At 61.6% G+C, this 20,908-nt stretch carries 17 protein-coding genes and 1 pseudogene; 3 read left to right on the top strand and 15 right to left on the bottom strand.

Features of this window, described 5'->3' with window-relative positions; all coding sequences use genetic code 11:
• Positions 1-243: 243 nt before the first annotated feature.
• The 4 genes from KJQ12_RS15780 to KJQ12_RS15765 all read right to left on the bottom strand — a co-directional run bounded on the left by KJQ12_RS15780 (position 244) and on the right by KJQ12_RS15765 (position 4,278).
• On the bottom strand, positions 244-1,068 hold the full coding sequence (locus KJQ12_RS15780) for an amino acid ABC transporter ATP-binding protein (RefSeq protein ID WP_213485788.1): 825 nt from the start codon (positions 1,066-1,068) through the stop codon (positions 244-246).
• Positions 1,052-1,762 carry an amino acid ABC transporter permease gene (locus KJQ12_RS15775; RefSeq protein ID WP_213485786.1) on the bottom strand — a complete coding sequence of 237 codons (711 nt, stop codon included), beginning with the start codon at positions 1,760-1,762 and terminating at the stop codon, positions 1,052-1,054. Before KJQ12_RS15775 ends, KJQ12_RS15780 begins: the two co-directional genes overlap by 17 nt.
• 98 nt (positions 1,763-1,860) lie before the next feature.
• Positions 1,861-2,721 carry a transporter substrate-binding domain-containing protein gene (locus tag KJQ12_RS15770; RefSeq protein WP_015255584.1) on the bottom strand — a complete coding sequence of 287 codons (861 nt, stop codon included), beginning with the start codon at positions 2,719-2,721 and terminating at the stop codon, positions 1,861-1,863.
• A 219-nt stretch (positions 2,722-2,940) separates the two neighbouring features.
• Complete coding sequence (locus tag KJQ12_RS15765; protein ID WP_213485784.1) at positions 2,941-4,278, bottom strand: MFS transporter; 1,338 nt, start codon at positions 4,276-4,278, stop codon at positions 2,941-2,943.
• Positions 4,279-4,452: 174 nt separating this feature from the next.
• Here KJQ12_RS15765 and KJQ12_RS15760 point away from each other — a divergent pair, with 174 nt between their 5' ends.
• Complete coding sequence (locus tag KJQ12_RS15760; RefSeq protein ID WP_213485782.1) at positions 4,453-5,790, top strand: sugar phosphate nucleotidyltransferase; 1,338 nt, start codon at positions 4,453-4,455, stop codon at positions 5,788-5,790.
• The gene (locus KJQ12_RS15755) at positions 5,771-6,661 is read left to right on the top strand and encodes a DUF6492 family protein (protein WP_015255587.1); all 891 of its coding nucleotides are present in this window, start codon (positions 5,771-5,773) and stop codon (positions 6,659-6,661) included. The genes KJQ12_RS15760 and KJQ12_RS15755 overlap by 20 nt, the downstream gene beginning before the upstream one ends.
• Before the next feature lie 56 nt (positions 6,662-6,717).
• Here KJQ12_RS15755 and KJQ12_RS15750 read toward each other — a convergent pair whose 3' ends face one another.
• The 9 genes and pseudogenes from KJQ12_RS15750 to KJQ12_RS15715 all read right to left on the bottom strand — a co-directional run bounded on the left by KJQ12_RS15750 (position 6,718) and on the right by KJQ12_RS15715 (position 17,379).
• Positions 6,718-7,713, bottom strand: a complete 996-nt coding sequence (locus tag KJQ12_RS15750; protein ID WP_213485879.1) for a zinc-dependent alcohol dehydrogenase family protein — start codon at positions 7,711-7,713, stop codon at positions 6,718-6,720.
• A 46-nt stretch (positions 7,714-7,759) separates the two neighbouring features.
• Positions 7,760-8,488 carry a PTS sugar transporter subunit IIA gene (locus KJQ12_RS19680; protein ID WP_244860653.1) on the bottom strand — a complete coding sequence of 243 codons (729 nt, stop codon included), beginning with the start codon at positions 8,486-8,488 and terminating at the stop codon, positions 7,760-7,762.
• Positions 8,489-8,692: 204 nt separating this feature from the next.
• A pseudogene (locus KJQ12_RS19675) lies at positions 8,693-9,839 on the bottom strand (BglG family transcription antiterminator); the annotation flags it as partial.
• A 74-nt stretch (positions 9,840-9,913) separates the two neighbouring features.
• A complete protein-coding gene (locus KJQ12_RS15740; protein ID WP_213485779.1) occupies positions 9,914-11,347 on the bottom strand; it encodes a PTS transporter subunit EIIC in 1,434 nt (477 codons plus the stop codon).
• 97 nt (positions 11,348-11,444) lie between these two features.
• On the bottom strand, positions 11,445-12,488 hold the full coding sequence (locus KJQ12_RS15735) for an NAD(P)-dependent alcohol dehydrogenase (protein WP_213485778.1): 1,044 nt from the start codon (positions 12,486-12,488) through the stop codon (positions 11,445-11,447).
• A 44-nt stretch (positions 12,489-12,532) separates the two neighbouring features.
• Entirely contained in the window at positions 12,533-13,360 is an 828-nt protein-coding gene (locus KJQ12_RS15730) for a carbohydrate ABC transporter permease (RefSeq protein WP_213485775.1), read from the bottom strand.
• A 2-nt stretch (positions 13,361-13,362) separates the two neighbouring features.
• The gene (locus tag KJQ12_RS15725) at positions 13,363-14,256 is read right to left on the bottom strand and encodes a carbohydrate ABC transporter permease (protein ID WP_213485772.1); all 894 of its coding nucleotides are present in this window, start codon (positions 14,254-14,256) and stop codon (positions 13,363-13,365) included.
• Between the two features lie 95 nt (positions 14,257-14,351).
• Positions 14,352-15,968 (bottom strand): extracellular solute-binding protein, encoded by a 1,617-nt coding sequence (locus tag KJQ12_RS15720; protein ID WP_015255594.1) that lies wholly within the window; start codon positions 15,966-15,968, stop codon positions 14,352-14,354.
• Positions 15,969-16,155: 187 nt separating this feature from the next.
• The gene (locus KJQ12_RS15715; protein WP_213485770.1) at positions 16,156-17,379 is read right to left on the bottom strand and encodes a winged helix-turn-helix domain-containing protein; all 1,224 of its coding nucleotides are present in this window, start codon (positions 17,377-17,379) and stop codon (positions 16,156-16,158) included.
• Positions 17,380-17,771: 392 nt separating this feature from the next.
• Here KJQ12_RS15715 and KJQ12_RS15710 point away from each other — a divergent pair, with 392 nt between their 5' ends.
• Positions 17,772-19,166: an MFS transporter gene (locus tag KJQ12_RS15710; RefSeq protein WP_213485768.1), complete on the top strand. Its 1,395-nt coding sequence runs from the start codon at positions 17,772-17,774 to the stop codon at positions 19,164-19,166.
• 21 nt (positions 19,167-19,187) lie between these two features.
• Here KJQ12_RS15710 and KJQ12_RS15705 read toward each other — a convergent pair whose 3' ends face one another.
• Together KJQ12_RS15705 and KJQ12_RS15700 are read right to left on the bottom strand one after the other, a co-directional pair.
• Positions 19,188-19,835, bottom strand: a complete 648-nt coding sequence (locus KJQ12_RS15705; RefSeq protein ID WP_244860650.1) for an ABC transporter permease — start codon at positions 19,833-19,835, stop codon at positions 19,188-19,190.
• Positions 19,835-20,776: an ABC transporter ATP-binding protein gene (locus KJQ12_RS15700; RefSeq protein ID WP_213485766.1), complete on the bottom strand. Its 942-nt coding sequence runs from the start codon at positions 20,774-20,776 to the stop codon at positions 19,835-19,837. Before KJQ12_RS15700 ends, KJQ12_RS15705 begins: the two co-directional genes overlap by 1 nt.
• Positions 20,777-20,908: the final 132 nt, after the last annotated feature.

Here is a 20,908-nt window from a genome sequence, read left to right as displayed (position 1 = left end):
CGCGCATACCACGCTACGGCACCGCTCGGGGCGGCTCATCGCACGCTGTAACGTGAATACCGCGCTACAGACCCGCTCGGGGCGGAACGCCTCACGCTGTAACGTGAATACCACGCTACAGACTCGCACGGAGCCGCTCGCCGCACACTGTAACGCGCATACCGCGTTACAACCCCGCCCCATGCCAGACTCACAAAAAAAGTACGGCCCGCCTCAACCAGGCGAACCGTACTTTTTCGCTTCTTACAACACCTTGGACAAGAACTCCTTCGTCCGCGGATGCTGCGGATTCGTGAAAATGCGTTCCGGTGCGTCGTCCTCCACGATGCTCCCCCCGTCCATGAACAGCACCCGGGTCGCCACTTCCCGGGCGAATCCCATCTCATGGGTGACGATCACCATGGTCATGCCCTCGTGGGCCAGCTGCCGGATCAGATCCAGCACCTCGCCGACCATCTCCGGATCGAGCGCCGAAGTCGGCTCGTCGAACAGCATGACCTTCGGATTCATCGCCAGCGCGCGGACGATCGCGATGCGCTGCTTCTGCCCGCCGGACAGAGTGGACGGATACACATGCGCCTTGTCCTCCAGGCCGATGCGCTTCAAGAGCCGCAGGGCCGTCTCCCGCGCCTCGGCCTTGATCTGCGCCTTGCTCGTGTTGATCGGATGGAGCGGCAGCTTCTCGCGGCGGAACAGATTGCGCAGCCGGATGAGCCGGTTCCGCCATTTCAGCCTGCGCAGATCGCGCAAGGCCAGGTAGACCGGCGCCAGCATGATGTTGTCGAGCACGGTCTTGTTGTTGAACAGGTTGAAATGCTGGAACACCATGCCCATCTGGCGGCGGTGGGCGTCGATATCCGCCTTCCGGTCGGTAATACCCTGACCGTTGAAGATGATCAAGCCGCTCGTCGGTTCTTCCATCCGGTTCAGGCAGCGGAGGAAGGTGCTCTTGCCGCTTCCGGACGGTCCGATAATCGCGATCTTCTCGCCCGGCTTGATCGAGGTCGTAATCCCCTTCAGCACGTCCAGCTTGCCGTAGGTCTTCTTCAGATCAATGACGTCTATCACTTTTTCTCAGGCTCCTTTCCAATTGCCTGATGATCAGCGCAGCGACGGCAACCAGGGCAATGTAGATCAAGGCCATGACGAGATAAGGCACCATGAATTCGTAATTGTTCGAGCCGATATAGTTGAAGGCCACATACAGATCGGCCGCGCCGACGAAGCTTACGACGGAGGTTTCCTTGATCAGCGAAATGAATTCGTTGCCAAGCGTCGGCACGATGTTCTTCACGGCTTGCGGAATGACGATCTTCAGCATGGTGACGCGGTAGTTCAGACCGAGGGCCCGGCCCGCCTCCATCTGGCCGGGATCGACGGACAGGATGCCGCTGCGCATGATCTCCGACACATAAGCGGCGCTGTTCAGCCCGAAGACGAGCACGCACACCTGTAGTGCGGGGATGTTGACGCCAATCATCGGCAACATGACATAGTAGGCGACGAGCAGCTGCACGACGATCGGCGTTCCTCTGAACAATCCGACATAGAAAACGCACAGGCTGTTCAGGGTTTTCAGCAATCCGTTGTTTTTGGGCGATACCCGGATGATGGCGATGAGCGTACCGATCAGGATACCGATGGCCAGGCCCGCGACCGCGATGTAGACCGTATTTTGCAGTCCGGTAAGCACCTTGACGTATCCGCCATGCTCGATGAAGACCTCCCAGAACCGCTCCAGCTTCTTGTCAAAATTTCCCATGACACGCTCCCAAACGCGGAGATACTCCGCCCTCCGGCGGAGTATCATCGAATCTGTTCAAGCTTTGCCTGGATGCCAGCGTCTGCATCCGCCTGTCTTTATTGCAATTCGTTGATCGCGGCGGCAATGAACTTCGCCGGCGCCTCGTCGATGATGACCAGTTCAACATTGCCGTTGAGCATATCCTGAACGGCCAGCGAACCATTGCGGTAGCCGACGCCGGTCACATTGAGTCCCGGGAATCCCCAATCTTCGTCGCCTTCCACATAGAACTGTGCCGTCGTGCCGGTCTGGAACCCGACCTTGTTCTCCTTCGTCAGTCCGGCCAGTACCGCTTCCACATCGGCGGCCGTCTTGCTGTCGTCGAACCGGGTATCGGAAGCTTTCACGATGACCAACTGCGCAGCGTCATAGTATTTCTCCGAGAACTCCACGTATTGCTTGCGCTCCTCATTGACCGTAAGACCGGCCATGCCGATATCCGCTTTGCCCTGGCCGACGGACAGCACAACGGCGTCGAAGTCCATGTTGCTGATGACAAGTTCTTTGCCCAGATGCTCGGCGAGCAGCGCGGCGATCTCCATGTCAACGCCGTAGTATTTGTCGCCCTTCATATACTCGAACGGCTCAAAAGCCGCGTTGGTCGCGACGACCAGTTGGTCCTTGCCGGTGTCCAGTTCCGCGGAAGTGACCGGCTGAGGTTCTCCGTCGCCGAAATAACGGTTCAGGATCTCATCGAGCGTTCCGTCTTCCTTGATCTTGGCGATGAACTCATTCACTTGCTCCAGAAGCTCCGGTTGATTCTTGTCCACCCCGAAGGCGTACTCTTCTTCCGTGAGCGGAATGTCGATGACCTTCACGCCCGAGCTTGCCTGGTCCTTGTTGCTGTTGCCTGAGCCGCAGCCGATGACCGCAACCGCAAGCAGTGCCGCGAGCAGGATGGCGGCTGTTTTTTTCATGAATGTCCTCTCCCTTTTCCCATGTGCTACTTTGTATTATTGTGATCTGATCCCGCAAACGCAACAACCAAATATTCCTTATATTCCAATCAGCGGATGATTGCAAGCATTCAATCAAAAAAAAATCGTTGTGATGCAAAAAAGTCCGGGATCTTCAATCGTAACCGGTGCGCGCAAAGAAGGACCGCCCGGCCCGAAGCAGCCGAAGCGGTCCATGATTCATGCGCCGGCGTTCACTTCCCGCGCCGGCCGGCCGCCGCGGATCAGGAACGCGGTGGCCAGCGACACGAGACTGCCGGCGGTGCCGTACAGGAACATCCAGCGGAATCCTTCCGCCACCTCCGGCGCCTTCGCGAGCATCGCGCCCATCAGCGTGACGCCGAACGTCGTGCCGATGTTCCGCGCGAACATCTGCAGCGACGTCGAGACGCCCTTCTGGTCGGGCGCCACCAGCTGCTGCACCCCGATGATCGACACGGTCGACAGCATGCCGAACGCAATTCCGAGCGGGAACGACAGGATAAGTACGAACCAGAAATCGTTGAACGTGCCGAGCAGCAGGAACATGGCCGCCGAAACAACCTGCAGCAGATTGCCGAGCACGATGAGCGGTCGGTAGCCGTAGTTCAGAATCCAGCGGCCCGCCGGCACCGAAGCGATCATCCAGCCGCCGGTCATGCCGAGCATGGCGACGCCGCTCATGAAGATGGACCAGCCCTGGTCCTGCAGATAATACGGAAGATAAGTGCTTGCGCCGAACAGCGCCGCGTTCGCCAGAAATCCGTTCACATTGATCCAGGTCACCTGGCGGTTGCGGAACAGATTGAGCGGCAGCAGCGGCGACGCGTGGCGGCGTTCCCACTGCACGAACAGCGCGAGCAGCGCGAGTCCGCCCGCGGCGTACAGTGCAATTCCGCTTTCCACAACCGTCGTCATGAGGAGCAGACTGACCCCGGCCGTGAACAGCACCGTGCCGGCGTAGTCGATGGCGGCCGGCCGCGGCTGGTACACCTCGCGATAAGGCAGCAGCAGCAGAATCGATACGATGCAGATCGGAATGTTGACGAAGAAAATCCACCGCCATGTCCAATACTCGACGAACAGCGAGCCGAGCAGCGGCGCAATGACCCCCGACAGCCCCCACATCGCCGTGAACAGCGCCTGGATGCGTCCACGCTTCTCGACGGAGAACAGATCCCCCGCGATGATCGCCGGGAACGGGTTCATGATGCCCGCCCCGATGCCCTGGACGGCGCGGAAAAGAACAAGCTGCACCATCGACTGCGCGGCGCCGCACAGCAGCGATCCGAGCAGGAACAGGACGAGCCCCGCCAGCAGCACCTTTTTCCTCCCGTACATGTCGGAAAGCCGGCCGGCGATCGGTGCCAGCACCGTCGTGAAGATCATATAGGAAGCGAAAGTCCACGCGTACAGATGGAACTGTCCCAGTTCTTCCGCAATCGTCGGCATCGTCGTGTTGATGATCGTCGTATCCATCGCCGAGACGAGCATGGCCATGACAATGCCGGCCAGCACCGATACTCTGCGCCAATCCATCCTCAGCATCTCCCTCCGCAAGTCACATAACGCCATTATCCACCATCACCCGCCGGGGGTCAATCCTTGGCGCCGCCGATGCAAAAAAGAGGCTGCTTCCGCCCGGACATCGCGCCCCGAACCACATAGGATAGTCGAGACGCTCGAACGAATGGATCCGGGAGGCATGCGAGGATGCGACTTGTCCTGTTGTGCGGCGGTTCCGGCACCCGGCTGCGGCCGCTTTCAAATGATATCCGCTCGAAGCTGTTTCTCGACCTGCTGCCCGCTCCCGGAGGGGGACGGGAATCGATGGTCCGGCGGCTGTGCCGGCAATTGGAAGAAGCGGGCATGCTGTCGTCCGCCCTGTTCGTCATCCGCCGCGACCAGACGGCCCTGCTGCGGCGCCGGATCGGCGGAAGCGGGCTGGTCATTCCCGAGCCCGGGCGGCGCGGCACCTACATGGCGGCGGCGCTTGCCGCTGCCTATCTCCATTCGGTGCTGTCCGCGGACCCGGACGAGATCGTCTGCGTCATGCCTGCCGATCCGCTCGTGGACGAAACGTTCTTCCGGACGATCGCCCGGCTTCCCGACGCGCTGGAGCAGACGGGGGCGAAGCTCGCCCTGATCGGCACCGTTCCCTCGCATCCGTCCGATCAGTTCGGCTACATCGTGCCGGAGGGCGCCGTGCCGTCCGGCGGCCATGCCGCCGTGCGGCGATTCGCCGAGAAACCCGCCGCGTCGGATGCGGAGAAGCTGATTCGGGACGGCGCGCTCTGGAACTGCGGCGTGTTCGCGTTCCGGCTGAAGTACCTGCTCGCCTCGATGGCGGAACGGGAACTGCCCGCCGACTACGGCAGCCTGCAGGAGCTGTACGGACGGCGGGAAGCGGACTGCTTCGACCGGGAGATCGCCGAACGCGAGCCGGAGGCGATCGTCCTCCGGCACGACGGCCTGTGGCGCGATCTCGGGAGCTGGTCTTCCCTGTCCGACCATCTCGGGACGTCCGTCGTCGGTCCGGGCGCGATCATCGGCGATGCGCGCGGCTCGCACATCGTCAACGAACTGCATATCCCGATCCATGTCATCGGCGTAAGCGGCATCATCGCGGCCGCCGGTCCGGACGGCATCCTCGTCGCCGACAAGTCGCAGAGCAGCCGGGTGCGGGACCTTCCCCCGCATGCCGGACGCCCGATGTACGGCGAATACGCCTGGGGCGTCCGGCGCGTCATCCATGCGGACGCCCCGGACAGCGGCGGGCGGACGATCGCGCTGGCGTCCTTGACCCCGGGCGCGGTCCGGCAGATGCCGGAAGAACCCGGCGGCGATACCCTGATCACGGTGCTGTCGGGCGAAGGGACGCTGCTGCGGCTGGACGGGAGCCTCAAGCCGCTCCGCCGGGGGGAAACGGTCCTCCTGGCGCGCGGCGAACGCTATGCCCTCCAAACCGATTCCGGCATGGAGCTGATCGAAGTGCACAACGGCGGGCCGGCGCATATGCTGGAGCAAGACGATGCGAACGAACCGGGGTGAGCTTATGACTGCCGGCCTTGTCCATATTTCGGGTTCAGGCGAACCGATCGACGTGCTCATTCCGGCCGTCGACAAAGATGCCGGCACGCTGCCGCACACGATCGACAGTATCCGGAGCATGGTCCGGCATCCGATCGGCACGATCTATGTCGTATCGCCGGACAGCCCGCGGATCCGCGCAATCTGCGCGCGCAAAGGCTGCGTCTTCGTGAACGAGCGGCTGATCGAGCCGCTGCCGAAAAGCCGGATCCGCTACCGGTCGAAGCGGTGGGAGCGGTCCGGATGGCTCTATCAGCAGCTGCTCAAGCTGAGCGGCGACCGTCTCGTCCGCCGGCGGCATTTCCTCGTCATGGACGCCGACACGGTGCTGATCCGTCCGCACCGGTTCCGGATCGACGGCAAGACCGTCTTCTATTACCGGCGCTGGAGCCAGCCCGAATATTTCCGGACGTACCGCAGGCTGACGGGACGCCGCCGGAAAGCGAAAGTGTCGTTCGTCGCGCACTACATGCTGTTCGACCGGCACAAGCTCTACCGGTTCAAAGCCATGCTCGAAGCGCGGCACGGCAAGCCGTGGTACCGGGCGATCATCGACAGCATCGACCGGACGCGCAACTTCGGATTCTCCGAGTACGAGACGTACGGCAACATGGTGTACGGCGAAAATCCGTCCGCCGTCAAACTGCTCCCCGCCCGCAACCTGCATCTCCGCCGCGGCGCCTCCTCCCTCACGCCGGCCGAGAGGCGACGGTATGCGCGGAATTACCGCTCGCTCTCGTTCCACAAGCGCGGCGTCTACTCCCGGGGGCAGCGCCGAATCGCGCGGAAAAAACGCCCGCTCAAGTCCCGCAGGCGGCGCGCATCCAAATGAGAAGCAGCCCGTGCGGCACGCATGTGCGAACCGCGCAGGCTGCTTTTTCCATGCGGTCAGATTTGAATCTGCACTTTGAGCAGATCGGGATCCTTCGGTCTGGCCAGAAAATCCGGCGTTTCCTCGAGCGTGATCACTTTCGAGACGAGCGGCTCCAGCTTGATCCGCTTCTCCTTCACCCAGCGGAACGCGGGCAGGAACGTATGATTGATCGCCATGGAGCCGATGAGCGTCCAGTCCTTGTGGTACAGTTTGAACGGATTGATGCGGATTTCCGCGTTCTGCGGCGCCACGCCGAACTGCAGGAACTTGCCCGCCGGCCCCAGGAAGCCCAGCGCCCGCTCGATGACGGCCGGTACACCGGTGGCGTCGACGACGGCGTCGAACCCGCGCGGGAAGTCTTCCGGCTTCAGCTCCCCGCTGAGCACGCCCCGCGTCGCGCCCAGCCCCAGCGCGAGCTGCAGCTTGTTCGGGGATACGTCGACGACGACGAGCTCGGAAGCGCCGGCCGCGGCGATCGCCTGCATGAGCTGCAAGCCCATGGCGCCGGCGCCGAACAGGATGACCCGATCGCCCATCTTCAGATCGAGCCGGTTCATGCCGTGCACGACGCAAGCCACCGGTTCGACGAACGCCGCCTCCGCAAAACTCATCGTATCGGGAATTTTCACCGCGTTCCGGGCGGGAAGCTTCACATATTCAGCCATGGCGCCGTCGGTCGTGTCGCCCAGCGCTCCCCATTTCAGGCATTGGTTGCCGCGGCGGGTCAGGCAATATTCGCATTCGCCGCACAGCAGGGTCGGATCGGCCGTCACCCGGTCGCCGGGAACAAAGCCCTCGACCCCTTCGCCCACCTTGTCGACGACACCGGAAAATTCATGGCCGGGAATGAGCGGGTACGGGGACAGGAACGTGCCGGCAAAGATATGGAAATCGGTGCCGCAGATGCCGACCCGCTCCACCTTCACCGTAAGTTCGCCGGGGCCGGGCTCGGGATACGGCACTTCTTTGATGACGGCATGGTTCGGTTTTTCAATGACGAGCGCCTTCATGATCATCCTCCCGTTCTCCGAGTTTGGACAGGCTGCCTCGGCCGGTTCACAGCTGTTGGCCGATCAGCCGGACATACCCTTTCTTCAGCACGAATTGCATCGCTTCCTTCGCTTCGCCCGGACTGCCGTGCGTCAGACTGCGGATGAACGGCTCCTCGATGAGCGACATGTTGATCTCGCTGGCAAGTTCGAAGTTTTCCTTCGGACCGTGCAGCGGGCCGAGCATCGTCAGCACTGTCCGCACGGGTGCCCGGCGGCCTTCGATGTCCCAGTTCACTTCGCGCCCGAGGCGGAACAGGCAGATCGCCATCTCGTCAATGCCTTCGCTCCGGCAATGCAGCATCGCCAGCCGTTCCGGCTCCATCAGCAGCGGCCCGAGCCGCTCGCGGTTCTCCAGGTCGCGCTTCAGGAGGTCCGGGTCGGAGACGGAGAAGTTCTCCCCCGCATACGCGATGATCCGGTCAATCAGATGCTGCTTGTCATCGGCTTCAAACCGGTCGACGACTTCGAGATTGCGGATCAACCCGGCCAACGCTTTGCCGTACCGCTCCACCTGGTCCACCGTCCTGGCGACGCTTGCCCGATCCAACGCCGGCTTATGGGCTCCTTGCTTCTGCGTTCTGATCTGTTCCAGCCGCTCCTGAATCCGGGCGATTTCATCGTCCGTGAGGAACGGGCTGACAGTGAACGCGTCAACATGCTCCATCTGAATCGGCAGCGTCGTCAGCACAAGATCGACCGGCGGATGGTCGCGCAGCCAATCGTCGAGCTGCATGAGCGAAACAGTGTCCACCACGTGCAGCGACGGAAGCTTCAGCTTGATCTGCGCCTGCAAGAGCTGCGAAGTGCCGATTCCGCTGGAACAGACGAGCAGCACCCGGTACTTCTCCCTGCCGGTCTCCTGCCGGTTCAGAATCGCCGTGCCGAAATGCATCGCCAGATAACCGATCTCTTCTTCCGGCACCGGTTTGCCGAGCGCCTGTTCCAGACAACGCGACGCCTTCCGGGTCATCCGGATACTCCGTCTTCACATGCTGGAGCAGCGGATTGCGCACCGGCATGCCGAGCTCGATCCGTTTGACCGCCGACCGCAAATGCGTCGTCAGATTGTCCGCCAGCCGGTCGTCGCTGCCGAGTTCCAGCCGGAGTTCCTGCTCCATGACGGAGATCATGCGCTTCGTGTAATCTTCGAGCACGGAATAATCGTAATCGCTGCTCATCACATTGTTCGAGCGCGCGCCGAGAAGGTGCATGGTGATGTAGCCGATCTCGCTCTCGGGAAACGCAAGCTCCAGCTTCTCGCTGAGCCGGTCCGCCAGTTCGGAGGCCAGATCGAACTCGGGCGTTGCCTTGAGCCGCTCCAGAATTTCCCGTTCAATCGTAATTTCTTCCCGGTTCTTCAGCCGCTGCGCGGCCAGCGCCAGACGCACGACGAACCCGACATAGGCGTTGTCCGCCATCGGATAGCCGCGCTTCTGCTCCATCTGCTGGATGACCTGCTCGATCTTCAGCAGCCAGGCCGGGTCGATAAAGTTCAGCAGCCGGCTGCGGATTTCATCCCGCAGTTTCTCCCGGCGGGCTTCCTCGCGGCCGTAGATCAGCGTCATCAATTGTTCCTGGGTGACGTTCTCGTACAGCAGGTCGGCCAGGGCGGCGCGAATCTGTTTCTCCGTGCCTTCGATGTAGACGCCCAGCCCCGGCCTGCGATGCAGCCGGATGCCGTATTTCGCAAGCCACGGCTCAATCTTCTGAAGATCGTAGCTCACCGTCGATTCCGCGACATGGAGCGCCTTGCCGAGCGCATACAGCTTGACCGGTTCCTTGCCGGAGAGCAGCATGTGCTTGATGACGGCCTGCCTTTCTTCCGCCGTGTAATCCGGCGCGGCATCAGCCTGGCGGCGCAGCTGCCCGGCCAACTCGGCAAGCGCCGCTTCATCGCCGTGCAGTTTCATGCCGCGGCCGAATTTCTTCCGGAACCGGATGCCGAATCGGTCGAGATACAGATCCAGCTCGGCAAGCTCGCGCTGGAGCGTACGCAGACTGACGCCCAGCCGGTCTGCCAGGGGCTGCGGACTGGTGAAATCGTCGTGTTCAAGAAAGTAGCGCAAGATCTGCACCTGTCTCATCGTCAGCTTGATGTTCATCATGTCCCCACCTCCGCACCCGGTTCTTCCGCACAGCGCGCACCGTTTCGGATCCGTCACTTCGTAATGGAGCGAATTTTCTGCAAAATCGCCTCGTAGGCGGCAGGGTCGGTGTAGTTGCCGATCGACAGGTATTCCCGGCCGGGAGCGCTCTGTTTCGCCCGGCCCAGCAGATAGTGATGCGTCACGATCAGATCCGCGTTGTCCGGAATCTGGTCAAGCGAAGCATGCACGATCGCCACCCGCTCGCCGAATGGAAGCGCGCGCAATTTCTTGCGCAGAATGGCGGCCCCCATGGCGCTCGAACCGAGTCCGGCGTCGCAGGCGAAGCAGACGGTGAACGTCCCGCCTTCTTCGCCGATGTCCGGCGCCGGCTTCTCCGGGGGCCGGGACGCCAGCGGATTGCGCAGCACCGGGCTGACTTCTCCCCACTGCCCGACATGCTCAAGCCGCCGGATCAGTTCATGTTCTTTGCTGCTTTCATTCCGCTCCTTCAGATCGTCCGCCGAACCGATGACGACGAGCGACACCGCCAGCGATACAACCGCGGAGACGGCAATCCCCAGCATCACATAGAAAATGTCGCCGGGCGGTGCCAGGCCGATCACGAGGAACAGACTGGCCGGCGACGGAATGGACACCAGTCCGGCGTTCCAATATTGGAAGACCCAGATGCCGGACATGTTGCCGAGAATGAGCGCGATGAGCAGCTGCGGCTTCATCAGCACATACGGAAAATAGACTTCGTGAATGCCGCCCAGCGCATGGATGGCAAGCGAAGAAGCCGCGTTGCGCCGCACCTGCCCCCGCAGCCGGATGATGTAAGCCACAAGCATGCCGATCGCCGGACCGGGATTCGATTCGAGCAGGAAGAAAATCGACTTGCTCAAATCCTTGATCTGGGAAATGCCGATCGGGCCGAGAATACCGTAACTCATCATGTTGTTCAGGAACAGCACCTTGGCCGGTTCGATGACGGCGGCGGCGGCCGGCAGCCATCCGGAATAGGCGACCTGCAGAATCAGTCCGTTCAGCTTCAGGATGATGCTGGAGAAGAACTGGCCGACATAGAGAAAGCAGGTGACGGCGAGCCCGCCGGCAAGCACGGCAAAGATGAAGTTGGCGGTCAGGAGTTCATAGCCCGACGGCAGCCGATGCTCCAGCGCGCGTTCGATCCGGTTCACCGCCCAGCCGATGACCGGCCCAACCAACATCGCGATGAAAATCATCGAGACATTGCTGGCCAGCGCCAGTCCGAAAACGACGATGGCCGCCGCGGTACCGCCCCGTTTGCCGCCCAGCAGATGTCCGCCCGTATAGCCGAACAGCACGGGCACCAGCCAGTTCAGGAGCGGACCGACCAGGAGATTGACGTTGTCGTTGGGAAACCAGCCGTAAACGCCGAACATCGCCCGGATCAATCCGATCGCGATGATGATGACGATATTCTGGGATACGATGGCGCTGAGCAGTCTGCCGAACTTGTACATGATGGGTCACCGCTCTCTTGAACGTCATCACCGCCTGCCGGAAGACGATGCGCTGTTTGCCGGCCGGACCGCCGCAGGCCGCTTCCACCGCCGCTCCTCAAGGCTCGATGACGATTTTCAGCGTGCTGTGTTTCTCCTTGATCGCTTTCTCGAACGCCTTCGGCGTCTCGTCGAGCGTCATGCGGTCCGTTACGATCGGATCCAGATTCAGGTTCTCCGCCGACATGACGGCCACACCCGTCGGATACGTGTTGTGGTAGCGGAAGACGCCGCGGATATCGATCTCGTTGTCGACGATATACGGAATATTGAGCGGCGTCGCTTCTTCTTGCGGCAGACCGACGAGCACAACTCTGCCGCCTCGGCGCACCGCTTGCAGCGAAGCCTGGGCCGCCTTGCCGTTGCCGGCGGTCTCGATCGCCAGATCCGCCTTCCGTCCGCCGGTCAGACGGAGAATCGCTTCCATGCCGTCTTCTTCGCGCAGATTGACGACGCCGTCGGCGCCCATCTGCAGCGCCCGCTCCAGCCGGAAACGTTCGAGGTCGACGCCGATGACCCGGCCCGCGCCGGCCGCCTTGGCGGCGAGCAGCGTCATCATGCCGATGGGTCCCATCCCCATGATGACCACCGTCTCCCCGGTCTTCAGTCCGCCGCGGCTGACCGCATGCAGCCCGACGGAGAGGGGTTCGATCAGCGCCGCTTTCTCGTAAGACATCGAATCCGGAATCGGATACAGGAAATCCGCGCGGATCACGATATACTCGCAGAATGCGCCGTCATACGGCGGCGTCGCCAGGAAGCGGACGTCCGGGCACAGGTTGTACCGGCCCGACTTGCAATATTCACACCGGCCGCAGGTAACGCCCGGCTCGATCGTCACCCGCTGCCCCGCCTTCAGATGGCGCACTTCGCTGCCCACGGCGACGACTTCGCCGGCCGCCTCGTGCCCGAGAATGATCGGCTTCGTCACGACGTAAGGACCGATTTTGCCGTGCTCATAATAGTGGACGTCGGAACCGCACAGTCCGACGGCCCGCACCCGGACGAGCGCCTCGTCCGGACCGGGCGTCGGAATGTCCAGTTCCTGAATTTCGATGTGTCCCGGCTTGGTCAGTACCGCTGCTTTCATTTTCCCCTGCATGGATCAGTCTCCTCCCATCGTCAATTGTCCCTGATTCCATTCAATCACTTCACGGCGCCCATGGAAAGACCGCGGACCATATATTTTCGCACAAGCAGCCCGCAGATCAGCATCGGCATGATGATGACGGTGCCGGTCGCCATCGCCTGGCCCCATTTGATGCCGGACTGCGAGACGAGCAGCGACGCGGCGATCGGAACAGTCTGCGTGCCGCGGCCGGTGAAGATCGAAGCGAACAGATAATCGTTCCACGAGAACATGAGACAGAGCACCGCGGTGGCGACGATGCCGGGCGCCGCGGCGGGCACGACGACGCGCCAGAAGGCGCGGAATTTGCCGCAGCCGTCGATCATGGCCGCCTCCTCCAGATCGGCCGGCACATCCTTGAAGAATGTGGACATCATCCACAGCGCGAACGGCAGGTTGAAGGTCGTGTAGGCCAGCACCAGCCCCGTCGTCGTGCCGATCAGATTCAGTTTGGAGAAGATCAGGTACAGCGGCAGAATGACGGCCGGAATCGGCGCCATCCGCGTGCTGATCACCCAGAACGAGACGTCCTTCTCCCACCTGAAATTGCCGCGCGCGAGGCCAAACCCTCCCATGACGCCGAGCAGCAGGCACAAGGCGGTGGTCACCACCGACACGACAAGACTGTTCCGCAGAAACTGCGGGAAATCGCCTCTGCCGAAAAACATTTCCTGATATACGTCGAACGTCGGCGTGAAGAAAAGTCTGGGCGGCATTTCGAACATGTTGACCTGCGTCTTCATCGAAGACAGGATCATGTGAAGAATCGGGACAAGCGCCCACAGGAGACTGAGCGTCATCAGCGCATAAAGCACGGCGTGCAGCAGCTTCTGTCTGTGTTGCATCTTCAGGCTTCCTCGCTTCTCAAGACTTTAATGAAGAACCGCCCCATCAGGATGCTGGCCAGCAGCATCGTCAGGCCGACGGAAGCCGCCCCGCCGATGTCCTGGAAGCGGAACGCCACCTGCATCAGGTAATAGCCGATCGTCTTCGTCGCATCGGCCGGACCGCCTTCGGTCGTGATGACGATCGTATCGACGTAGCGCAGAATGTCCATCGAGCGGACGAGCAGCGCCACCACGATCATCCGCCGGACCATCGGCAGCAGGATATAGCGGATCTTCTGCCAGGAATTCGCGCCGTCCACATCGGCGGCTTCCAGCGGTTCTTCCGGCACGGTCTGGAGTCCGGCCAGCACGATGATCGTAATGAGCGGCGTCCATTCCCAGACGTCCATCATAATTACGGCGAACATCGCGTAGGACGGGTCGCCCAGCACCTGGATGTCCAGGCCGAACGTGTTCAGCACCCAATGGTACAGCCCGTAGGTCGGATCGAGCAGAAACCGCCACAAGAGACCGGTGACGATCGGCGCCACGAAGAGCGGCAGCATGAACAGGGTCGAGAACAGGTTGCGGAACCGCGGGATATGGTACAGCAGCAGCGCGATCGCGCAGCCGAACACGAGCTGGGCGAGCAGGCCGCCGCCGGCATAGACGAGCGTCCGGCCCCACGACTGCCAGAACGCCGTGTCCGTAAGCGTGTCCGCCCAATTGCCGAATCCGGCGAAGCGGGGGCGGTCCATATCCAGCGAATAGTCCATGAAGCTCGCATAGACCATGAAGAAGAACGGGAAAATGCTGATCGCCGCCAGCACGACAATCGATGGCAGCAGCATCCAGAATTCCGTGCGATTCCGCTTTGGTTTTCGCATGAGCGGCCGGCTTGCAGCCTGTTGCATGGTAAGCCTCCTTGCCGATTCATTCCGGCCGACGGGAAAGAAGGCATGAAAGCGGGCATGCCGCACCATCGGCAAACCCGCTTTGTCCTTGTCCGTCAGTTGCCGGTCAGCCTGTCGCTTTGTTTTGCGATTTCTTTCATCGTGTCCGCCGGCGATTGACGGCCGGCCAGCATCTTCGAAAGCTCGGTGTAAATGATCGTGTCGATCTGCGGCCACATCGGAATTTTCGGGCGCATGTAAACATTGCCTTCCTTCCACGCTTCCTGCGCGGCGATCAGCGAGGAGGCGAGCGGCCATTCCTTGGCTTCCTGCGATTCCGGATCGTTCATCGCCTTCTGGATGTACGGCAATTGATAGACGGAGTAGCGCGTGGGCGTAAAGCCGGCGTCGAGAATCATGTATTGCGTCTGCGGCGCCGTCGCCCAGATCAGGAAGAGCCATGCCGCCTTGATCTCTTTGTCGCTCGCATATTTGTTGATGCCGATGCTCGTGCCGCCGTACATGTTGCCGCGGCCTTTCGGGCCTTTCGGCAGGATCGTCCAGCCGACCTTGCCCGCCACTTTCGACAATTCCGGATTTTCGAACATGCCTGCGAATTCGTGCCACTCCGGAATCATCGCGATTTCCCCGGCGGCGAACGCTTCGGCCAGACCGTTCCAGTCCCAGGTCGTGCTGCCCGGCGCCGCGATCTTGAGCAGCTCGTTGTAGAATTCGGCCGCTTCAATCGCTTCCGGCGATGTGAGCAGCGATTTGCCGGGATTCTCCGTGCCGATGTCGCCGAGATTCTCCGCCTCGAAGTAGTCGCCGCCGTATGCGGCCAGCACGTTGCTGAAGTCGTTCATGAGCGAGTCGTGCTGTTTCGCCTGGTGACCGGTGCCGTATTTGACTTCCGAAATGACGCCCGCCTTGGCTTTCTCGTTGATCCAGAGCGCGACTTCGTAGTATTGGTCCCACGTCATGTCAGGCCCAGGCGTCCAGTCGTAGCCCTTCTCCTGCATGAACAGATCCTTGTACTTCTCGAAGACGTCCTTGCGGTAGGCGAGCACCATCGTCGGGTTGTCATAGGGCAGAGCGTACAGATGCTCCTTGTCGCCCATGTAGCCGCCGACCAGCAGCTGCGACTGGATGAAGTCCTCGAGTCCTCCCGGAATGGACGGCAGCGTCGGATCGTTGTTCAGCGTGTTCAGGTCGACGAAATGTTTGGCTTGCTTCGACAGAATCTGGTACGGATCGGCATAGATGATTTGGTAGTTGCTGTTGCGGGCGTTGAAATCCAGGCCCGCCTTCTCCACCACGATGTCCAGGTTGACCTGCTCGATGTTGACCTTGATGCCGGTCGCCTGCTCGAACACTTCGATATTGGCGGCAAGCCCGGAGGAAGGCGGCGTGTTCTCGGTGATGACGTTGAGCGTGACGCCTTCAAATTGTTTCCAATCGAATCCTTCCGGAGCTTCGATCTTCGGCAAGCCTTCCACCCAGCCGCCGAACGGATCGGAGCTGTCGGCCGCGCCGGACGGCTGGCCGCCCGCATTGCCCGCATTGCCCGATTGACCGGAGTCTCCGGAATTGTTACCGTTTACATTTGTCGCGTTTTGAGAGCTGCCGGAATTCGATCCGGATCCCGGCTTGTTCCCGCCGGACGAACAAGCGCTCAGCACGAGAACGCTTGCAATGGCCAGCACGATCAGCTTGGTCACCCATGATCTGTTCAACTGTATCCCCCCGAATGCGCGTTCCGCCGGCTGATGATGCCTGCGTTTGTGAAGGAACCCCGGCCGGGAACCTCTCCGCGTTCATTATAGTTCAGCCGGATGAGGGGATTCTATCTAAACTTCCTGGCATCGTGGCATGGCGAATTTGTGACAAAAATGAAGAAGCCGCTGGATGGTACCCCCAGCCTCAAATCTGAAGCCATTTCCGCATATCGGCCGCCGTCGCGGCGGTCTCGTCCAACTGCGCAAGATCCGCTCCGGTGAAGGCCGTGAACCGGCGAATGCAGTCCGCCAGGCTATTCCTCAGATCATCCGCAGGCTCAACGCCGGTCTCCGGCCACCAGCCGCGGATGATCAGCCTGCGCCGGCTCCGGTCCAGCACCGGTTCGATCCTCCCGATGAACCGGTCCCCGTACACGACCGGCAGCACATAATAGCCGTACCGCCGCTCGGCGGCGGGCTTGTACACTTCCCAGCGGTAATCGAACCCGAACAGTTCGAGGATGAGCCGGCGATCCCAGAGCAGATTGTCGAGCGGCGCCAGCATGCTCGCCCTGTCCGGCCCGCCGGTCCCGCTCCGGATCACCTCGTCCAGGAGGGGCACGTCCTCCGCCTTCACGTAAAGCGGGTGCTTCTCCAGACCTTCAACGATTACCTTGCAGATCCGGCCGCTTTGGTGCAGACGCTCGAACGATGCCGTCCGCTGTCCGCTTTTCATCCCGGCGATGCCGAGCCAGGCGTCCCCGGACTTGTTCCAGAGCATGCCGATGGCGCCGATTCGGCGGAGCACATGCCAGTCGTGGTGTTCGTCTTCCGTCGGGTTCGGATCGTCGGCGTCCAGCACATCGGCCGGCAGATGGCGGCGGCTCAGGTCGTAAATTTTACGCGCCCCTTCTTTGTGGTGGATGATCACTTCGCCGGCGAAGAACAGGCTTTCCAGCACCGCGCGGGACAGACGGGCCGGCGCCCACGGCCAGTCGATCTTCTCGTGAAACTCCAGATCCGCCGATGACAACGGCCCCCGCTCCTCCAGCCGTCTGATCACGAGCGGCGCCAGTTCGGCGATCTTCGGATTTTGAAGCAGCCGGGCTCGCGCCGTCTGCCGCCGGCGGGCGAAGCAGGGCCAGTCTTCCGTCAGCAGAATGGACATGTTCTTGTCCCAGCCGTCGAACAGCAGCCGGTCTTGGTACAGCAGCTCGTCGAGCATCTCCGGCCGGTATCCCCTGATCCGGGATTGCAGCACCAGATGCGGGTTGTAGCCCACGACATTGAGCGGGTCGAATTGCAGGCATCGGACCATCCGGAGCCAGGCCATGGCCCCTTCTTTCCCCTCGTAGCGCCATTCCCCGGCCAGACCGTGGCGGACCAGCAGAAATTGTCCGGCCTGCCGGCGCGTGATCACCCGTTCCATTCGGCACTCCCCTTCACCATTGCAGATCTCACGATAATACAAGGATACCATTTGTTGGATAGGTTGTTCAATGATTTCGGGAACATTTGTTCTTGTCATTGTGCTCGCAAACGGAACAAATGTTTGTCTCGCGGATCGGGTTGATTTACAATAGCGAAGGAGAGGGAGCGGAAAGGAGCGGTCGTCCTTGTCCGTGGACAGAAAAATCAATTGCTTTCAGTGCCGCCACTATTTCGTCACCTGGGATCCCGATTTCCCCCGCGGCTGCAGAGCCTATGAGTTCAAAACCCATATGATGCCGAGCGCCGTGGTCTATTCATCTTCCGGGCAGTCGTGCCTGAAGTTCGAGCCGAAGGCGAACCGGAAGCCCCCGAAATGAAAGGAGAATCCTGATGAATCGACCGGCATCCGCCCCGTCGTCCGGCCGTCTGGTCTATGCCCTGAGCTTCGTGCTGTTCTTCTCGGTCATGAACGCCACCATGTTCAACGTTGCCCTGCCTTCCATCGCCGGCGAGTTCCGGCTCCCGTCGTCGGCCGTAAGCTGGGTCGCAACCATCTATTCCGTCCTGTACGCGCTGGGCTCGCTCCTGTTCGGCAAACTGGCCGACCGGCTGCCGCTCAAGCGGCTCATCACGGTCGGCCTGCTTGCGTTCGCCTCGGGTTCCGCCATCGGCGTGTTTGCCGACAGCTATGCGATGCTGCTCACCGCGCGCGTTATTCAGGCGGCGGGCGCTTCCTGTGTCCCGGCGCTGGTCATGCTCATCCCGATCCGCTTCTACCCGCCGGAGCGCCGCGGCCGCGTCATGGGCACGATCGCGTCGACGCTCGCCTTCTCGGCGGGGATCGGACCGATCGTCGGCGGATTCATCGCCGGCCAGTTCCATTGGTCGGGCATGTTCCTCGTCTCGCTGCTGGCGCCCGTGGCGCTGCCGTTCATCCGCCGCGCCCTGCCCGATGAGCCGGTGAGGGACGGCGGGCAGGTCGACTGGTACGGCGCGGGTCTGCTCGGCGCCGCGGTCACGCTGCTCATGCTGTCCGTCACGCAGTGGAACGGCTGGTATCTGCTCGGATCGGCCGCGCTCGCCGCGCTGTTCGTCATCCGTTCGCGGAAGGCGCCGCATCCTTTCGTCCAGCTTTCGCTTTTCCGCAACGCGGATTACACCTGCGGGCTGATCGTCAGTTTCTCCGCCTTGTTCGCGGTCTTCGGCCTGTTCCTGATGACGCCGATGATGCTCGGCAACCCGGAAGGCCACGGACTGGGCGCGCAGGCCATCGGCTTCGTCCTGTTCCCGGGCGCGATGTCGGCGGCGCTGCTCGGCCGGTTCGGCGGCGGCCTCGTCGACCGGCGCGGCACCCGGTTCGCGCTCTTCGTCGCGCTCGGCTTCATCGGCGCCGGCATGCTGGCGCTCTCGCTGCTGTCCGCCGCGGACGCCTGGGTCATCGCGCTCCTCCTGCCGCTGATCAACGCGCCGTTCACGTTCGTGCAGACGGCGATGGCGAAGTCGGTGTCGTCCACGCTCCCGCGGGAACAGTCCGGCGTCGGCATGGGCATGTACAACCTGGTCAACTTCCTGTCGGGCGCAATCAGCGGCGCCATCGTCAGCAAGCTGATCGAGTTCGATCTGAGCGGCCTGAACGCCTTTGCGCTGGTCCAACCGTCGACTTACGGCGCGGTCTACCTGCTGCTCGCGCTGTTGATCGCGATGACCGGCCTGCTGGCGTATGTCCGGCTGGAGCGCCGGCCGAAGCCGGCGGTGCAGCCGGAACGGCCTGCCGCCAGGCTCTGACGCCGGTTGGCGAACCGCCGCTTACTTGTGCTCCGCATATCTCCACCAGGCGACGGTTCCGGCAAAACCGGCGATCGCGGTGAGCGCGAGAATCATGACGCTGACGAAGCCGATGTCCGCGCCCTTGGCCAGAAGGACCGGGATGGTCCACGGAAAATACGGCCCGAATCCGAACTGGACTACGGCGTTGGACACGATGATGATGACGAAGATCACCCCGATCGGGGCCAGGTACCCTTTCGTGAGATTGGCGATCAAGGCGCTCGTCGAGCTGACGGCCATAATGAACAGCGCTGCCGTCATGTAGGTCCCGAAGACCCGGAGGAAGGTGTCGGCCGACCCGCCGTGCGCGCCATTGACCGCACCGGCGGCCGTAATCATCGCGAACGTAAACAGGGCGATCAGGATATTCCACATCGCGGTCACGATGAACTTCGACAGCACGCTGTACGATTTGGGAATCGGCTTGACGAGCAGATCCTTGATCGTTCTGTCCGTGTACTCCCGTCCGAACACCCATGCCGAAGTGAAAGAGAAGCCCACCACCAGCAGGGAAGCGATGGAGTCCAGGACATTCGAATAATAGGTTCCCCACACCGCGGCCACGACCCAGAACACGACCGATCGCCTGACTTTGAGCGTCTCGTTGCGAATGAAAGCATGCAGCATTATGCATCCGTCCTCCCTGCCGTACGAATGGTCCGCAGAAAATAGCTTTCCAGATTTTCCGTGACGACGCTGAGATGCGTCGGCGGTTGTTTCGCGCGCACGAGTAGCTCCGCGATCTGTTCGGGACGATCCAGCGCGCGGTCTTCCGCAAGCTCCAGCCGGTCGTCTTCCGTGTCCGCACAGGCAAACCCGTGCTCCGCGAGGACGCGCTTCATGGCGGCCAAGTCGCGTCCGCCCACCACCAGCTTCTTCTGCAGCGAGCGTTCCAGCTCGTCCATCGTCAGATTCCGGACGAGCCGCCCTTTATGCATGATCACGACGCGGTCGACCAGCTTGGACAACTCCTCCAGGAGATGGCTGGAGAGGAAGATCGTAACGCCGTCATTGCGGGACAGATCCAGCAGCAGTTCCCGGATTTCGACGACGCTGGCCGGGTCGAGCCCGTTGACCGGTTCGTCCAGAATCAACAGTTCGGGGTTGTGAATGATCGCTTTCGCCAGTCCGAGCCGCTGCCGGTTCCCGAGCGAAAGATTTTTGGCTTTCTTGTTCCGGTGCGCGTCCAGGTCGAGCTTCCGGATGACCCGGTCGACGGCCTCCCGGTCGGCGATCCGATGCATTCTCCGCGCGATGTCCAGATTCTCCGCCACGGTGAGCTCCGGATAATAGGAGGCTTCCTCCAGGTAGCCCACCTTCTCCCACAGCTTGTAGTTGCCGGAGTCGACCTTGCTTCCCAGCAGATGAATGCTGCCGTCGGTAGGCTTGAGCAGCGACAGGAGCATCCGGATCGTCGTCGTCTTGCCGGCTCCGTTCAAGCCGAGAAAGCCGATGATTTCTCCTTTCTTCAATTCAAGCGACAAGTCGCGCACGGCGTAGTAATCGCCGAATTTTTTGCTCACCCGGTCCATTCGGATGGCGATGGCGCCGGCTTTTCCGTCTCTCATTTCTCGAACCACCCTTGCTGCAGACTTTTTTCAAAATGGAATCAGCCTGTACTTTAACCGACGCATCTCAACCGAATCTCAACCCGCGGTCTGGAAGCTCGTTGATCTTCGGTTGATGTGGGGATCGTATAG

The sequence above is a fragment of the Thermobacillus xylanilyticus genome, from assembly GCF_907165215.1.
Lineage (GTDB): Bacteria > Bacillota > Bacilli > Paenibacillales > Paenibacillaceae > Thermobacillus > Thermobacillus xylanilyticus.
This window is presented reverse-complemented; position numbering and strand designations above follow the sequence as displayed.

Coding starts and splice junctions, on each gene's coding strand:
- KJQ12_RS19680 (WP_244860653.1), bottom strand. CDS start 8,488: ATGCAGCTCGACGATTGGCTGCGCGACCATCCGCCGGTCGATCTTGTG.
- KJQ12_RS15770 (WP_015255584.1), bottom strand. CDS start 2,721: ATGAAAAAAACAGCCGCCATCCTGCTCGCGGCACTGCTTGCGGTTGCG.
- KJQ12_RS15700 (WP_213485766.1), bottom strand. CDS start 20,776: ATGAGAGACGGAAAAGCCGGCGCCATCGCCATCCGAATGGACCGGGTG.
- KJQ12_RS15765 (WP_213485784.1), bottom strand. CDS start 4,278: ATGGATTGGCGCAGAGTATCGGTGCTGGCCGGCATTGTCATGGCCATG.
- KJQ12_RS15750 (WP_213485879.1), bottom strand. CDS start 7,713: ATGAAGGCGCTCGTCATTGAAAAACCGAACCATGCCGTCATCAAAGAA.
- KJQ12_RS15730 (WP_213485775.1), bottom strand. CDS start 13,360: ATGCAACACAGACAGAAGCTGCTGCACGCCGTGCTTTATGCGCTGATG.
- KJQ12_RS15740 (WP_213485779.1), bottom strand. CDS start 11,347: ATGTACAAGTTCGGCAGACTGCTCAGCGCCATCGTATCCCAGAATATC.
- KJQ12_RS15760 (WP_213485782.1), top strand. CDS start 4,453: ATGCGACTTGTCCTGTTGTGCGGCGGTTCCGGCACCCGGCTGCGGCCG.
- KJQ12_RS15755 (WP_015255587.1), top strand. CDS start 5,771: ATGCGAACGAACCGGGGTGAGCTTATGACTGCCGGCCTTGTCCATATT.
- KJQ12_RS15710 (WP_213485768.1), top strand. CDS start 17,772: ATGAATCGACCGGCATCCGCCCCGTCGTCCGGCCGTCTGGTCTATGCC.
- KJQ12_RS15775 (WP_213485786.1), bottom strand. CDS start 1,762: ATGGGAAATTTTGACAAGAAGCTGGAGCGGTTCTGGGAGGTCTTCATC.
- KJQ12_RS15715 (WP_213485770.1), bottom strand. CDS start 17,379: ATGGAACGGGTGATCACGCGCCGGCAGGCCGGACAATTTCTGCTGGTC.
- KJQ12_RS15725 (WP_213485772.1), bottom strand. CDS start 14,256: ATGCAACAGGCTGCAAGCCGGCCGCTCATGCGAAAACCAAAGCGGAAT.
- KJQ12_RS15705 (WP_244860650.1), bottom strand. CDS start 19,835: ATGCTGCATGCTTTCATTCGCAACGAGACGCTCAAAGTCAGGCGATCG.
- KJQ12_RS15735 (WP_213485778.1), bottom strand. CDS start 12,488: ATGCAGGGGAAAATGAAAGCAGCGGTACTGACCAAGCCGGGACACATC.